The organism is Pseudoxanthomonas sp. GW835-FHT14C01, assembly GCF_058793715.1.
The window spans coordinates 245,709-261,009 of sequence record NZ_JBXAGB010000003.1 but is presented as its reverse complement, the minus strand read 5'-3'; the positions used below and the strand labels follow the sequence as shown (position 1 = coordinate 261,009).

At 66.7% G+C, this 15,301-nt stretch carries 13 protein-coding genes; 2 read left to right on the top strand and 11 right to left on the bottom strand.

The annotated features are described in order from the left end of the window. Positions 1 to 50: 50 nt before the first annotated feature. Genes tgt through AC1Q5B_RS14555 form a run of 3 tightly spaced genes read right to left on the bottom strand, consistent with a single transcriptional unit; the run spans position 51 to position 2,759 of the window. Positions 51 to 1,187 carry a tRNA guanosine(34) transglycosylase Tgt gene (gene tgt / locus AC1Q5B_RS14565; RefSeq protein WP_492632311.1) on the bottom strand — a complete coding sequence of 379 codons (1,137 nt, stop codon included), beginning with the start codon at positions 1,185 to 1,187 and terminating at the stop codon, positions 51 to 53. Between the two features lie 49 nt (positions 1,188 to 1,236). Beyond that, positions 1,237 to 2,271 carry a tRNA preQ1(34) S-adenosylmethionine ribosyltransferase-isomerase QueA gene (gene queA, locus AC1Q5B_RS14560; protein ID WP_492632310.1) on the bottom strand — a complete coding sequence of 345 codons (1,035 nt, stop codon included), beginning with the start codon at positions 2,269 to 2,271 and terminating at the stop codon, positions 1,237 to 1,239. A gap of 56 nt (positions 2,272 to 2,327) precedes the next feature. Beyond that, positions 2,328 to 2,759, bottom strand: coding sequence for an Lrp/AsnC family transcriptional regulator (locus tag AC1Q5B_RS14555; protein WP_192311454.1), 432 nt, complete (start codon positions 2,757 to 2,759; stop codon positions 2,328 to 2,330). 118 nt (positions 2,760 to 2,877) lie between these two features. Here AC1Q5B_RS14555 and AC1Q5B_RS14550 point away from each other — a divergent pair, with 118 nt between their 5' ends. Continuing rightward, positions 2,878 to 4,374 carry an aminotransferase class III-fold pyridoxal phosphate-dependent enzyme gene (locus AC1Q5B_RS14550; RefSeq protein WP_492632309.1) on the top strand — a complete coding sequence of 499 codons (1,497 nt, stop codon included), beginning with the start codon at positions 2,878 to 2,880 and terminating at the stop codon, positions 4,372 to 4,374. 73 nt (positions 4,375 to 4,447) lie between these two features. Here AC1Q5B_RS14550 and AC1Q5B_RS14545 read toward each other — a convergent pair whose 3' ends face one another. The 4 genes from AC1Q5B_RS14545 to AC1Q5B_RS14530 form a co-directional block, all read right to left on the bottom strand. Beyond that, positions 4,448 to 5,050, bottom strand: coding sequence for an inorganic diphosphatase (locus tag AC1Q5B_RS14545; RefSeq protein WP_492632308.1), 603 nt, complete (start codon positions 5,048 to 5,050; stop codon positions 4,448 to 4,450). A 112-nt stretch (positions 5,051 to 5,162) separates the two neighbouring features. Beyond that, positions 5,163 to 6,524, bottom strand: coding sequence for a purple acid phosphatase family protein (locus AC1Q5B_RS14540; RefSeq protein ID WP_492632307.1), 1,362 nt, complete (start codon positions 6,522 to 6,524; stop codon positions 5,163 to 5,165). Between the two features lie 14 nt (positions 6,525 to 6,538). After that, entirely contained in the window at positions 6,539 to 7,678 is a 1,140-nt protein-coding gene (locus tag AC1Q5B_RS14535) for a phytase (RefSeq protein WP_492632306.1), read from the bottom strand. 87 nt (positions 7,679 to 7,765) lie between these two features. Further along, positions 7,766 to 10,303 (bottom strand): TonB-dependent receptor, encoded by a 2,538-nt coding sequence (locus AC1Q5B_RS14530; protein WP_492632305.1) that lies wholly within the window; start codon positions 10,301 to 10,303, stop codon positions 7,766 to 7,768. 165 nt (positions 10,304 to 10,468) lie between these two features. On the opposite strand from AC1Q5B_RS14530, the gene upp reads away from it, so the two are divergent. Beyond that, positions 10,469 to 11,101 carry a uracil phosphoribosyltransferase gene (upp, locus tag AC1Q5B_RS14525; protein ID WP_492632304.1) on the top strand — a complete coding sequence of 211 codons (633 nt, stop codon included), beginning with the start codon at positions 10,469 to 10,471 and terminating at the stop codon, positions 11,099 to 11,101. Between the two features lie 224 nt (positions 11,102 to 11,325). Here upp and AC1Q5B_RS14520 read toward each other — a convergent pair whose 3' ends face one another. From AC1Q5B_RS14520 to AC1Q5B_RS14505, 4 genes are all read right to left on the bottom strand, one after another. Further along, entirely contained in the window at positions 11,326 to 11,772 is a 447-nt protein-coding gene (locus AC1Q5B_RS14520) for an REP-associated tyrosine transposase (RefSeq protein WP_492632804.1), read from the bottom strand. Positions 11,773 to 11,967: 195 nt separating this feature from the next. Continuing rightward, positions 11,968 to 12,858 (bottom strand): MBL fold metallo-hydrolase, encoded by an 891-nt coding sequence (locus tag AC1Q5B_RS14515; protein WP_492632303.1) that lies wholly within the window; start codon positions 12,856 to 12,858, stop codon positions 11,968 to 11,970. Positions 12,859 to 13,040: 182 nt separating this feature from the next. Beyond that, positions 13,041 to 14,786, bottom strand: coding sequence for a gamma-glutamyltransferase (gene ggt, locus AC1Q5B_RS14510; protein WP_492632302.1), 1,746 nt, complete (start codon positions 14,784 to 14,786; stop codon positions 13,041 to 13,043). Between the two features lie 50 nt (positions 14,787 to 14,836). Further along, a complete protein-coding gene (locus AC1Q5B_RS14505; RefSeq protein ID WP_055940809.1) occupies positions 14,837 to 15,085 on the bottom strand; it encodes a YfhL family 4Fe-4S dicluster ferredoxin in 249 nt (82 codons plus the stop codon). Between the last annotated feature and the right edge of the window lie 216 nt (positions 15,086 to 15,301).

Here is a 15,301-nt window from a genome sequence, read left to right as displayed (position 1 = left end):
TGTGAAGCCGCGCGGAGCCGAGCAAGCTCGGCTCTACGGCGTGAAGGAACTCAACCGGGCGCGTCCACGCCCCGGGCCGCGTAGAACGCGGCGCGGAACACTTCGAACCGCCCTTCGGCGATCGCCGCCCGCATCTGCGCCATCACCTGCTGGTAGTACCAGAGGTTGTGCAGCGTGCCCAGCATCGGCGCCAACATCTCGTTGCAGCGGTCCAGATGGCGCAGGTAGCTGCGGGTGAAACCGTTGCGGCAGGCGTAGCAGCCGCAGCCCGGCTCGATCGGCTGCAGGTCGTGCTCGTACTTCGAATTGCGGATGCGGACCGTGCCGAACGAGGTGAAGTAATGGCCGTTGCGCGCATTGCGGGTCGGCATGACGCAGTCGAACATGTCCACGCCGCGCGCGACCGCCTCCACCAGGTCTTCCGGCCGGCCCACGCCCATCAGGTAACGCGGCTGGTCCGCCGGCAGCTGCGGGCAGGTGTGCTCGAGCGTCGTATTGCGCTCCCGCTCGGTCTCGCCGACCGCCAGGCCGCCGATCGCGTAGCCGTCGAAACCGATCGCCTTCAGCCCGTCCGCCGAGCGCGAACGCAGGTCATGGTGCACGCCGCCCTGCACGATGCCGAACAGCGCGGCATCGTTACCCTCGTGGGCACGCTTCGAGCGCTCGGCCCAACGCAGCGACAGCTCCATCGAGCGCTCGATCACGCGCGGGTCCACCGGCTTGCCGTCGATGTTCACCGGCGGGCACTCGTCGAAAATCATCACGATGTCGCTGTCCAGCACCTTCTGGATGCGCATGCTCTCCTCGGGGCCGAGGAAGACCTTGCCGCCGTCCACCGGCGAGGCGAACGTCACGCCCTGTTCGGTGATCTTGCGACGGTGCGCCAGCGAGAACACCTGGAAGCCGCCGGAATCGGTGAGGATCGGCTTGTTCCAGCGGGCGAAGCCATGCAGCCCGCCATGCGCGCCGATCACGTCCAGGCCCGGCCGCAGATACAGATGGAAGGTGTTGCCGAGGATGATCTCGGCGCCGAGGTCTTCGACGTGCTCCGGCAGGATGCCCTTCACCGAGCCGTAGGTGCCTACCGGCATGAACGCCGGGGTTTCGATGGTCCCGCGCGGGAACGTCAGCCGTCCGCGGCGCGCGGCGCCGTCGGTGGTCAGCAGGTCGAAGGACATCCGGCTCATGCGGAAAGCCTCACGTCGCCAGGATGACGGTAGAAAGAAGGTGGCAGGGTCATTGCTCCTGCTCCGGGAACAGGAGCATCGCGTCTCCATAGGAAAAGAAGCGGTACTGCTCGCGCACCGCATGGGCGTAGGCGTCGAGTATCCGCGCCTTGCCGGCGAACGCGCTGACCAGCATCAGCAGCGTGCTTTCCGGCAGGTGGAAATTGGTGACCATCGCGTCCACGCTGCGGATGCGGTAGCCGGGGAAGATGAAGATCTGCGTCTCGCCGGCGAACGGCTGCAGTTCACCTTCGCGCATCGCCGACTCCAGCGCACGCACGACGGTGGTGCCCACCGCGACGACGCGTCCGCCACGGGTCCGCACCGCCCGCACCTGCTCCACCAGCGCGGCGCCGACGTTGAGCCATTCGCTGTGCATGTGGTGCTCATGGATATTGTCTACCCGCATCGGCTGGAAGGTGCCGGCACCGACATGCAGGGTCACGTGGCCGAACTCCACGCCACGGTCTCGCAAGGTCGCCAGCAGCGCGTCGTCGAAGTGCAGGCCCGCCGTCGGTGCGGCCACCGCGCCGAGCTCACGCGCGAACACGGTCTGGTAGCGCTCGTCGTCGTCCTGGCCCGGCGCCCGCTGGATGTACGGCGGCAGCGGCAGCCGGCCCGCCTTCTGCAGCCAGCTTTCCAGCGCACCCGGCACATGGAAGCGGAGCTGGTAGAACTCGCCGTCGCGCCCGATCACCTCCGCCTCGCCGCCGGCATCCAACCGGATGCGGCTGCCCGGCTTCGGCGACTTGCTGGCGCCGACCTGCGCGCGTGCCGCATTTTCCGGCAGCAGGCGCTCGATGAGGATTTCCACCCGTCCGCCGCTTTCCTTCTGGCCGAACAGGCGCGCCGGGATCACGCGCGTATCGTTGAACACCAGCAGATCGCCCGGCTGCAGCCATTCCGGCAGGTCGCGCACGTGGCGGTCGGCGAACGGCGCCTCGCCCGGCGGCACCACCAGCAGGCGGCTGGCGGAGCGCTCCGGCAACGGCGCCTGGGCGATCAGCGCCTCGGGCAGGTCGAAATGGAAGTCGGACTTCTTCACGGTCGGGGCCTTGCGGGGGCGTGCATTGTACGGGAGCCCGCCGGGACGCCCCGTCGTCAGCGTTCGAACTTGGTCGACAGCACGATCGACGACGTGGTGCGCTCCACGCCATCGAGCGCGCCGATGCGGTCGGTCAGCACGTCCATGTCGCCGACGCTGGGTACCGCGCCGATGGCGATCAGGTCGTGACTGCCGCTGACCGAGTGCAGCACGCGCAGTTCGGGCATCGCGCGCAGCGCCGCGACCACCGAGGTCATCTGCTTCGGATGCACGGCGATCATGATGTGAGCGCGCAGGTGGCTGCGGTCGTATTCGTCGTGCACGCGCACGGTGTAGCCGCTGATCACGCCCTCGCGCTCCAGCCGCTCGATCCGGCTCTGCACCGTGGTCCGCGACAGGCTCAGCCGGCGGGCAATCTGGGCGGTGGAGGCCCGTGCATTCTCACGGAGCATTGAGAGCAATTGCTGGTCGGCGTCGGTGAGCTTCATGCGCGGCTGGGTTTCGTCGAATCGACGAAATATCCTCTAAATCAGCGCAGTTCACAACTGTCAAATGACGAATTATTCCCGATAATACGGGTTTGCCGCTTGCCGCCGGAGGATTCCCATGGCCCTGACCGACCACCTCGCCCCACTCCGCGCCCACAAGGGCCAGCGCCTCACCCAAGGCCTGGACGATGCCGCCGTCGAGCGCCTGGCCAAGGGCCACCCGGACCTGGTCGCCGCCATCGAGGCCGCCGCTGCCGAGCACGCGCGCCTGCGGGACGAGTTCGCCGAACTGTTCGAGCTGGACGAAGCCGAGCAACTGCGCGCCGTGCAGGCCGGCTACGTCAACTTCTACGCCGACGACGCGATCAACCCGTACATCGCGCTGGCCGGTCGTGGCCCGTGGGTGGTGACGCTCAACGGCGCCGTGCTGTACGACGCCGGCGGCTACGGCATGCTCGGTTTCGGCCACACCCCCGCTGCCGTGCTCGAAGCGATGGCGCGCCCGCAGGTGATGGCCAACATCATGACGCCCAGCCTGTCGCAGCTGCGCTTCGACCGCGCCCTGCGCAAGGAGATCGGCCACACCCGCGGCGGCTGCCCGTTCGCCAAGTTCCTGTGCCTGAACTCCGGTTCGGAATCGGTCGGCCTGGCCGCGCGCATCGCCGACATCAACAGCAAGCTGATGACCGACCCGGACGGCCGCCACGCCGGCCGCACCATCAAGCGCATCGTGGTGAAGGGCAGCTTCCATGGCCGCACCGAGCGTCCGGCCCTGTACTCGGATTCCTCGCGCAAGTCGTACCAGCAGTACCTGGCCAGCTACCGCGGCGAGGACTCGGTCATCGCCATCCCGCCGTACGACGTGGAGGCGCTGAAGCAGGCGTTCGCCGATGCGGAGGCCAAGGGCTGGTTCGTCGAGGCCGTGTTCCTGGAGCCGGTGATGGGCGAAGGCGACCCGGGCCGTTCGGTGCCGCCGGCATTCTACGCCGCCGCGCGCGAACTGACCCGCAGCCACGGCAGCCTGTTCCTGGTGGACTCGATCCAGGCCGGCCTGCGCGCGCACGGCGTGCTGTCGATCGTCGATTACCCGGGCTTCGAAGGTCTGGACGCGCCGGACATGGAGACCTACTCCAAGGCGCTGAATGCCGCGCAGTACCCGCTGTCCGTGCTCGCGGTGAACGAGCGCGCCGCCGGCCTGTACCGCAAGGGCGTGTACGGCAACACCATGACCACCAATCCGCGCGCGCTGGATGTGGCCTGCGCCACCCTGGCCCAGCTGACGCCGCAGGTGCGCGAGAACATCCGCAAGCGCGGCGCCGAAGCGGTGCAGAAACTGCAGCAGCTGCAGGCCGAACTCGGCGGCCTGATCACCAACGTGCAGGGCACCGGCCTGCTGTTCTCGTGCGAACTGTCGCCGGCCTTCAAGTGCTACGGCGCCGGCTCCACCGAGGAATGGCTGCGCCAGCAGGGCCTGAACGTCATCCACGGCGGCGCCAACTCGCTGCGCTTCACCCCGCACTTCGCGATCGACGGCGAGGAGCTGGACCTGCTGGTCGCGATGGTCGGCAAGGCACTCCGCGAAGGCCCGCGCATCAGCCAGGCCGCGGCGGCCTGATCCACGCGGCAGGTGCGACGAAAAAGGCGAGCCTCGGCTCGCCTTTTCCTTTCCTGCGGATGATCTTTCCGATCTACGGGTTCTGCTTTGCGAAACGTTCCAGCGACTCGCGGATCAGCGCCTTCGCTTCCTTGGCATCGCCGTAGCCGTTGAGCTGCACCGGGTTACGCCCTTTCGGCAGATCCTTGTAGACGCGGAAGAAGGCTTCGATGCGCTGGCGCTCGATCTCCGGCAGGTCGGCCAGATCGCGGATATTGGCGTAGGTCGGATCGACCTTGTCGGTCGGCACGCCGATGATCTTCTCGTCGTGCTCCCCCGCATCGATCATGCGCAGTACGCCGATCGGGCGGAACCTCACCAGCACGCCCGGGTGCAGCGGCTCGCGCGTCAGCACCAGCGCATCCAGCGGATCGCCATCGCCGGCCAGCGTGCGCGGCATCGAACCGTAGTTGGCCGGATACGCCACCGGCATCGACTGGAAGCGGTCCACATAGACCAGTCCTTCGTCGTTGATCTCGTACTTGGTGAAGCTGCCGGCGGGAATCTCCACCGCCAGCAGCACGTCTTCCGATGCCGCCTTCGGCTGCTCGGCGAGGAACGGATGGCGGATGTGGGCTTCGCGGGCGGAGGCGCTCGCGCAGAGAAGAAGCAAGGTAACGGCGGCAACGTGCTTCATGGTGGACTCCTGTAGAGGGAAACGTAGAGCGGAGCCTGCTCCGCTGCTTCTGCAATGGGTTGGCGACGCGCGGGAAAAGCAGCCGAGCAAGCTCGTCTCCACATCGACGGATTCATTCCCAGCACCGGTCGGCGCGGCCCTTGAGGGTTTCGGCGCGGGTACAGCTACGCTCGCCGATGCGCCCTTCCTCGTGCTCGACCAGCTGCTTGCCGGCCGCACCTTGATCGACCAGGTCGAAGGCGTCGTACAGGCGTCCGGTCGCGGTGCGGGCTTCATAACGCAGTCGCGGACCTTCGAAGCGCAGCACCTGGAACAGCTGGGTGTCTTCGGCAACCGGGCGCATCGTCCTGCGCGCCTCGTCCGACAGCCGGTACTGCTTGGCGCCGGCGACCGACACCACGAACACCGGCGGCGGACTCTTCAATCGACCATAGACGTGGTCGTGTCCCTGCAACACCAGATCGACCTTGTGCTGGCGGATCACCGGCAGCAGGTGTCGGCGCAGCTGGACGTTGTCGCGGCCTTCGCGGGGCGAGAAGAACGGCTGGTGCGTCATCACGATGCTCCAGCGGTGCGGGTTCGACCCCAGCACCTGGTCCAGCCACGCGGCCTGCGCTTTCGCCGTGCCCAGATCCAGGGCGGACGTCCCGTCGATCACCACGACACGCACGTCCTGGTAGTCGAACCAGTAGGTGGTCTTCTTCGCCTGCGCCACCCCATTGCCCGGCAGCGCGAACGTCACCGGCCAGTGCGCGCCGAGCACGCGGCGTTCCTGCGGCGTGTCCTCGAACACCTCGAAGTACTCGTGATTGCCCGGCGCCGGCGCAACGACCAGCGAGGTCGGCAGCACTTCGTTCGCCTCGAACCACTCGCCCCACTCGTTGTCGTCTTCACCGTCGCCGCCGCTGACCAGATCGCCGGCATACAGCGCCAGCCGTGCGTCCGGCGCGTAGCGCATCGCTTCACGCACGACACGCGTGGTCAGGCTGACGTTCTTGTTCTGCGTGTCACCGAAGTACAGCAGCGTCAGCGGCGCGGTCGCAGCGGCGGCCGTACGCGTGTGGTACCAGGCGCTCCAGGTACGGTCGCCCTGCACGCGCCAGGCATACAGCGTGTCCGGCTGCAGGCCATCGATGTCCGCGCGATGATGGTGCGCATCGCCATTTTCGGTCTTCAGTGAGGTGCTGGTGGCCACAATGCGGCGCGGTTCGCCCATGTCGGGCGAATCGCCGGCGACGACGACCTCCAGCAGCGGCGCGTCGACCTTCGTGTCGGTGCGCCACGCCACCGAGAAACCGATAGCCGCATCCTGCGCCGGCGACGCCACGATGCGGTCCGGGAACCCGGTCGGCGCATAGCGCGGCACACCCTTCGGCACGCGCGTGTTCGGCTCCGGCTGGCGCGCTGTCGCCTCCTGCGCGCCCGCCCCTGCGCAGGTCCCCAGCAGCAGCGCGACCAGCAGGCCTCGTCGCATAAATTCCCATCGATTCATGGGGTCCGGCACGCGGGCAGCTGCAGTGCCTTGGCGATATCGCGCCAGTCCAGCGCCACCACGCCCTGGTCGTCGTGCACCGCGTACAGCACGCCCTCGGGGAAGCGCGCCGACGCCGACGCGTCCAGCCAGATGCCGTCGGTGTTGGCCACCTTCGCGCCGGTCACGGCACCGGTATGCGCCAGCGTCTTGCGGTCGAACAGGTGGAACACCGTGCGTCCCTTGCCCTGCTCGGTCGTCAGCCACCAGCCACCGCCGTCGGCGCAGGTCTTCAGCATGATGCCTTCGGACTGCGCCTTGAACACGTCGCGGCCGACGGTCTTGCCGGCGTACTTGCCGGCCAGGTCGTAGACCTTCAGTTCGTTCGCGTAGGTCTCGTCTTCCTCGGCGATCAGCAGTCGATCGTTGGCCGGATCGCCCCAGATCGACTCGACCACGCGCAGCGCGCCTTCCGGCGACGCGTCGCCGAAGTGGCCGCCGACCTTCGCCGACAAGGCATCGCCGTTGCGCGCCACGTCGAAGCGCCACACCCGTTTGTCCAGCTGATCCAACGGCGGCAGGATGTCTTCGCCCTGCGCGTCCTCGCCCGCCATGTAGGCGTCGGTGATGTAGACCTGGTAACCGCTGCCCGTCTTGTTGACCCATAGGCCGTAGGGCTTGCGCAGCTGTTCGGCAGCGAAGCTCAGCACCGGCGTGAAGTCCGGCAGCGAGAACACCTGCACGCGATGGTTGTCGCGCTCGACGATGAAGACCAGGTCGTCGACCACGGCGATGCCGTTCGGACGCTTGAACTGCCCCGCGCCCTCGCCCGTCGCGCCGACATCGCGCACGTGCGCGCCGGTCTGGCCGTCGTAGACCACCAGCTTGTCGGTCGCCTTCGCGGTGGCGATCAACCAGCGCTGGCCATCAGCCGTCGTCCACGATGCGGGCGAGTCTATGTTGTCGGCGGGCGTCATCGGCGTCAGGAACGCTTCCCGGATCACCGGTATGTCGCGCGTATCGACGGTCGCTGCGGCAGGAGCCGCCTTCTCGTCGGCGTCGCGGGCACCGGACGCAGGGGCGGTCGGCTTGCCGGTGCAACCGGCGGCAAGCAGGGCCGCCGCGGCTGCCGTGAGTAGCGTGCGGGACAGGGTCATCGTTGTTTCCTCATGAGTTCGGTATTGCGCAGAGGCGACACGCGGGGACGGCCTGCCGACAAGGCATCGACAGGCCGACGCGCTCCGTCAGAAGCGCAGCTTGACGCCCGCCGTGTACGTGCGGCCGTACAGTTCGTTCTGCAGCGTGTTCGACGGCGAGCCCTGGTACAGCTCCAGCGGCTCGTCCAGCAGATTGGACGCCTCGATGTAGAAGCCCCACTGGTCGCTGACCTTGTAGTCCAGGCTGAAATCGAGCTGCGTGTTCTCGGCCACCCAGATGTCGAAATCGCTGTCGTCGCTGTCGACCGAATCGATGTACTCGCTGCGGCGCACCGCCGCGATCCGCGTGCTCAGGCCGCCCTTTTCATAACCGATGTGGGCGCTGTACAGGCGGTCCGAGGCGTTCGGCAGCGTGAAGGAGCGACCGTTGATCTTGTACTCGGTATCCAGCCAGGTGGCGCTGAAGCCCAGCAGCAGGCCGTTGTCGAAATGCTGCTGCCAGTTCAGTTCGGCGCCGTACACCGTGGCCTTGTCGCCGTTGACCGGCATGGTCACGTCGAAGTCCTGGTAGTCCGGATTGTCGCGCGTGGTCACGTCGACGATGTAGTCGTCGATGTTCTTGTAGAACAGGCCTGCCGACACGATGCCGGTCTCGCCCAGGTAGCGCTCGATCGAGATGTCGAAGTTGCGCGACGTGTACGGATCCAGCCCGGGATTGCCCAGTTCGACTTCTTCCTGGTCGCGATTGATACGGGTGCGCGGCGAGATGTTGCCGAACGACGGGCGCGCGATCGTGGTCGTGTAGGCGCCGCGCAGCACCCAGTCGCCCATGTCGTAGCGCAGGTGCAGGCCAGGCAGCACGCTGGTGTAACTGCTGGAGACCTCGCGGGTGGTGATGGAACCGATGGTCTCTTCGTCTTCCAGGTCGACCACGTTGCCGGTCGCCTCGAACTTGGTCCGCTCGACGCGCGCGCCGGCGATGACCCGCAGCGTGTCGAAGTCAATCGTCGCCATCAGGTAACCGGCCAGGATGTCCTCGCTCGCCGTATAGTCCTCGATCAGCGAGACCTCGGTGTTGGCCGCCACGTCCTGCGGGCGCGCGGTGTAGCGGGACAGGTTGTCGCGCAGGTAGCGGTTCATCGCGCGCGAGCTGATGCCGTCTCCCATGTTGCCGTGCGTGTAGCTCGGCGAACCTGTGCTCCAGCTGCCCAGGTTGATGTCCGGACCACGCCGCAGTTCGGTCTCGTCGATATTGACGTCGCGGTCGCGCCAGCGGCCCAGCAGACCGGTCTTCCAGGTCACCGTATCGCCTGCGAAGGTGAAATTGACCTGCGCACTGTTCTCCTCGTCCTCCACCCACTTGGGTGCCACGACCAGGCGATTGAATGCATAGTTGTCGTTGTCCAGCCAGCCGCCCGCCGGACTGTCGGAGATCGTGTAGCGCGGGATCGGATGCGAGGTATCCATCAGGATGGACACGTCATCGGCGCCGTCGTACTCGAAGCGGGCTTCGACCTCGTCCGCCACGCGTTCGCGGGTCTTGGTATAGCCCACCTTGTAGTCGACGAGGGAACCCGCACCGTACCTGTTTTCACCGCCGACGCTGATCGTGAAGGTGTCTTCTTCCTTGGTGCGGTAGCGCACGCGGCGGCTGAAGTCGTTCGGATCGATACCGTCGACGGCGTAGGTGCCGTCGGCGTTCACCGTGATGTCGCCCTCGCCTACCGGGATGATGCTGTTCTGCCGCGTTTCGGCGTCGGTGAAGTCGGTGTACAGCGTGCGCAGGTAGTAGCTGTTGCCCTCGCTCGGACGCCAGTCGAGGTTGAGGTTCACGCCCGTGCGCTCGCGGTTGATGCTGTACTTGCGCTGCTGGACCTCGATCGGGGTCAGGCCGTCGCGTTCGTCCAGCTTGTCGTACTCGACCTCGATGTTGTCCGATTCGTAGTTGCGGTCCTGGTAGCTCAGGCCCAGCGCCACACCGAAGGTGCCGTCGGCGAAGAGATCGCTGTAGTTGAACGAGGCCTTCGGGCTGGTCTCGCCGCTCAGGTTCTGGTGGCTGAGCTCGGCCTTGGCGCGGATGTTCCGGCCGTCGCGGTCGAACGCCGACGCGGACTCCACGACGATGGCGCCGCCGATGGCGTCGCCCGGCATGTCCGGCGTCGGGGCCTTGATCACGGTCAGGCGCTCGGTGGAATCGGAAGGAATCACGTCCAGCGGCGCGGCGCGGCTGGCGTCTTCCGGCGTGCCGATGGCGACGCCGTCGACGCTGACGCTGTTGAAGGCGGCATCGAGTCCGCGGACGACGACGAAGCGGCCTTCGCCCTGGTCGCGCGTCACGCTGACGCCCGGCAGGCGCGACAGCGACTCGCCGACGTTCTTGTCCGGATACTGGCCCATCGCGTCGGACGACACCGTGTCCTGGATGGCGTCGGCGCTGCGCTTGAAGTCGATCGCGCGCACCTGCTGTTCCAGCTGCGGACGCACTTCGATGCGGTCCAGCGTGGTGGCGTCGGCACTGCCATCGGGGGAGGACACGGACGTGGACTGCGCACGGGCGTGCGACGCGTGGCCTGCCACCGCCAGCGCAAGCACGATGGCGATGTGGAGCGGATGTTTGGACGACATGGGAGTCCCGGAGGATGTGAATACCGGGTGCAGACCTTATGTCCGCGATCTTTCACTGGCATGACAACCCATCATGGATCCACCTCCGTCCGCCACGGGGATGACACTGCGGTGACGTCATATTTCGGTCACACTATCGGCCATCTCACCGCTTGCATGCCGCCCATGAAGACCGTCGAAGTCCGCCACCCCCTCGTGCAGCACAAGATCGGCCTGCTGCGCAACGCGAGCCTCAACACCAAGGACTTCCGCGAGCTGGTCACCGAGCTCGGCACGCTGCTGGCGTACGAAGCCACGGCGGACCTGGAGCTGACCAGCGAAACGATGGCCGGCTGGGCCGGCCCCGTGCAGGTGAAGAAGATCGCCGGCGCGAAGATCACGCTGGTGCCGATCCTGCGCGCCGGCCTGGGCATGCTGCCGGGCGTGCTCGCGCTGATCCCTGCCGCACGCGTCAGTGTGGTCGGCCTGCAGCGCGACGAGGAAACGCTGCAGCCGGTGCCCTACTTCGAGAAGCTGACCGGCCGGCTGGAAGAGCGCGACGCGCTGATCCTCGATCCCATGCTTGCGACCGGCGGCACGTTGATCGCCACCATCGACATGCTGAAGCGTGCGGGCGCGAAGCGGATCAAGGGCATCTTCCTGGTCGCCGCACCCGAAGGCCTGAAGGCGCTGGAAGCCGTGCACCCGGACGTCGAGGTCTACACCGCCGCCATCGACGAGCGCCTCAACGACAAGGGTTACATCCTGCCGGGCCTGGGCGACGCCGGCGACCGCATCTTCGGTACGCGGATCGGCTGAGATCGCTCGTAGAGTCGAGCTCGCTCGACGCCTTGGTCCCGGAATCCCCATATCGACGTCCGCAACAGCAGCGGAGCAAGCTCCGCTCTACGACCTGGGCGACGACAGCGACCGCATCCTCGGCACGCGAATCGGCTGAGATAGCTCGTAGAGTCGAGCTTGCTCGACTGCTTCTCACCAGAAACCTTCAAAGCACCGTAGCAAGCGCCGATCCACGAGGCTCGCTATAGATCTTCTTCCGTACGAATCCAGGCGCAATACCAGTACGGATAATCGTCCAAGCGAGAAACCAACCCGCGGCGTAGCGGATTGGCCACGATGTAACGCGCCTGCTCGACAAGATCCTCGTGATCTCGGACACGATGGTCGTAGTAGCCGGCCTGCCAGACTGGACCCGAGGTCGTGCGCAGGTCGTTGAAGCCGCGCGCAACGCGCGACTTGAAGGCCTGCACATGCGTCCCGAGGGTCCCATGCCGCAACCGGAACAGCCAATGGACGTGATCCGGCATGACGACCCAGGCAAGGTTATCGACCCGCTGCTCCGCCTCGCAGCGACACAACTCCTGCATCACCAACCTTGCGCTGCTGGCGTCGGCCAGCAAGGGCGCTCTTCCGCGGACGATCGATGTGATTGCGTAAACCGCACCGATGCAGGAATGGCGGCCCACCATAAGGCGAGGACTTGGCATGCTTTCATCCTGCGCCGCTGCGCCTCGCATCGATATCAGAGAACCCGCAACGCCAACGTACGGCTTCTCCGTCGTTGGAACTCCATCCTGTCATGCGACGTAGAGTCGAGCCTGAGCGACTCCGCAGGCATCCCCACTCCAGCCAAGGCAAGGAAGGGCAGCGGAGCAAGCTCCGCTCTACGCAGCCAGCGGGCGCGCCTGCAGTTCCACCACTTCATGGGCGACACCGAACTTGCCCTTCTCGTCGCGCGTCACCTGCGCCAGCGCGCAACCCGGGTCGTGGGTGAAGAACAGATGGACGTTGCGGGCCAGCTTGTCTTCGAGGAAGGCGCGCTTCTCGTCGATCAGCAGTTCCGCGTTGCGGTCGTAGCCCATGGTGATGGGCACATGCACCCAGGAGCGTCCCGGGATGAGGTCCGCGCAGAACACCACGCCGCCATGCGCATGCCCGTCGACCGATTCGGGGCCAACGATCTCCGCCAGCATCAGGCCGGGCGTGTGGCCGTCGCTGAAGCTGAAACGCACGGACTCTCCGAGCGCGTGCGAATACTCGCCGGAAACCAGTTCGAGCCGCCCACTCGCCTCCAGCAGCGGTTGCAGCTCGGGGATGAAACTCGCGCGATCGCGCGGATGCGGCTTCAACGCGCGTTGCCAGTGATCGGCGCCGACGACGAACGTCGCGCTGGGGAACAGCAGCTCCGGCGCCCCGCCCTCCCGCCACGGCGCCAGCAGGCCGCCCGCGTGGTCGAAGTGCAGGTGGCTGAGCACCACCACGTCGATGTCCTTGTGCGAGAACCCGGCCGCCTGCAGCGAGTCGAGCAGCACGTGGCGCTCTTCCTGCACGCCGAAGCGCGCGCGCATCCTGGGGTCGAAGAAGGCACCGATGCCGGTCTCGAACAGCACCGTCTTGCCGTTCAACGGTTGCGCCAACAGCGCGCGGCAGGCCAGTTCTATGCGGTTTTCGGCATCCGGTGGCGACCACCGCTCCCACATGGCGCGCGGCGCGTTGCCGAACATCGCGCCTCCATCGAGTTTCTGGGAATTGCCCAGCAGCGACCAGAGTTTCATGGGGCGATTCTACGCCCCGTTCTGCTCCCTGTAGGAGCGACGTCAGTCGCGACCGCCAACCCCGAGCCACCCCTACCGCCTGGTCGGGCGATGGTCCGATCCATGGGCGGGATCGGTGCTGCGTGCTCTGGACTTTCCCGGTCGCGACTGACGTCGCTCCTGCAGTGGTACCAACCCCCTGTTCAGGGCTTCGCCGCCGACTCCACCACCTTCGCCGCCCCAACCGGATTGCGCGGGTCGCTGCCGCCATGCAACGTGTTGGTGGTCTTGTCCCACTCCACCGTCTGCAGGTTGCCCCAGACATGGCTGGAGCCGCGGCCGCCCTGTGCGGTATTGCCGGGCACCTTGAACCGGTGGCCCATCGCTTCGAGCGCCTGTTGCGACCCCGGGCTCAGCGCATCGGTTTCCATCTCGATCAGGTCCGGCATCCACTGGTGGTGGAAGCGCGGCAGCGCGGCGACGGCCTGCGGATCCAGTCCGGCGTCGTAGCCCAGCACGCCCAGCAGCACCATGGTGATGATGCGGCTGCCGCCGGGGGTGCCCAGCACGGCGACCTTGTCCGGCGACTCCATGAAGGTCGGCGTCATCGAGCTGAGCATGCGCTTGCCCGGCTTCGGCGCATTGGCGTCGTAGCCCATCACGCCGAACGCGTTCGGCGTGCCCGGCTTCAGCGCGAAGTCGTCCATCTCGTTGTTCAGCAGCACGCCCGTACCCGGCGGCACCAGACCCGAGCCGTACAGCAGGTTGACCGTCTGCGTGCCGGCGACGCGGTTGCCCTCGGCGTCGATGATCGAGAAGTGCGTGGTCTCCTCGTCTTCCAACGGCGTCTGCTGGCCCGACAGCTGGTCGCTCGGCGTCGCCTTCTGCGGATTGATGGTCGCGCGCAGGCCGGCCGCGTAGTACGGGCTGGTCAGCGTCTTCATCGGGATCTCGACGAAATCCGGATCGCCCAGATAGAAGGTGCGGTCGCGGAAGGCGCGACGCATCGCTTCGACGACCAGGTGCGTGCGCTGCACTTCATCCAGCTTCGACAGGTCGTAGGCATCGAGGATCTGCAGCATCTGCGTCAGCGCCACGCCGCCGGACGACGGCGGCGGCGCGGTCGTCACCTGCCAGTCGTTGTACTTGAACGTCAGTGGCTCGCGTTCGCGCACGGTATAGCCGGCCAGTTCCTTCGCGGTCCACTGCCCGCCTTCCGCCTTCACGCCGGCCAGCAGCAGCTTCGCCGTCTCGCCGCGATAGAAGCCGTCGAAACCCTGCGCGGCGAGGCGTTCCAGCGTGCGCGCCAGGTCGGGTTGCTTGAAGACATCGCCCTCCTTGATCGGCTGCCCGTTCGCAAGGAACACCGCGCGCGTGCCCTTGTAGCGCTCCATCACCTCGCGGCGCGCCTGGTAGCCGCGCGCCATGCGTGCATACACCGGGAAGCCCTCGCGCGCCGTGCGGATCGCCGGCGCCAGCGACGCCTTCAACGGCAGCCTGCCGTACTTTTCCGCCACGTGGACGAAGGCGGCGGGCAGGCCGGGAATGCCGGCAGCCCACGGACCGTTCTCGGCGCGGTCGCGGTTGAAGTCGCCGTTCGGCAGCAGGTACTTGTCGGGCGTCGACGCGGCCGGCGCGGTCTCGCGCGCATCGATGAAGACGTCCTTGCCGGTCTTGCCGTCATGCAGCAGGAAGAAGCCGCCACCGCCGAGGCCCGAACTGATCGGCTCCACCACCGACAGCGTCGACGACACCGCGATGGCCGCGTCGAAGGCATTACCGCCCTGGGCGATGACATCCAGGCCCGCCTGCGTGGCGAGCGCATGCGCACTGGCGATGGCGGTACCGGGCGGATGGGGAGCGGCGTTGGTGCGGACGGCGTCGACCGCCAGCGCAGCGGGCGCGAAGGCGACGACGAACAGAAGGGCGAACAGACGGCGATGGATCACGACTTCTCCTGGAACGGACACCGGGACGAAGCACGTGCGGAACAGGACGATCAGCCGGCCTGCAACCTCAGCATCTTCGCCAGCAGTGCTTCATGGGTCTCAGGATACGCCGGATCGGGGTCGATGCACTCCACCGGGCACACGACGACACATTGCGGTTCGTCATGATGGCCAACGCATTCGGTGCAGCGCGCCGGATCGATCACATAGATCGTCTCGCCCATCGAGATGGCCTGGTTGGGACAGGCCGGCTCGCAGACATCGCAGTTGACGCAGAGTTCGTTGATCTTGAGGGACATCTTCTTTCGTCATTCCCGCGAAGGCGGGAACCCAGTGACTTTCATCGTGGCATTGGTCGGAAGTACCGAATCCGACACCCGGTCTCGACAGGCCAACTACGGATGCGCGAGCGAAAGCCACTGGATCCCCGCTTTACCAGCCATTCGGCTGTTGGAAGCGCGGGGATGACCTTTCTGCCAAGGCGTGGGGGGAGGGGGGGGAGACCAAAGGACAAG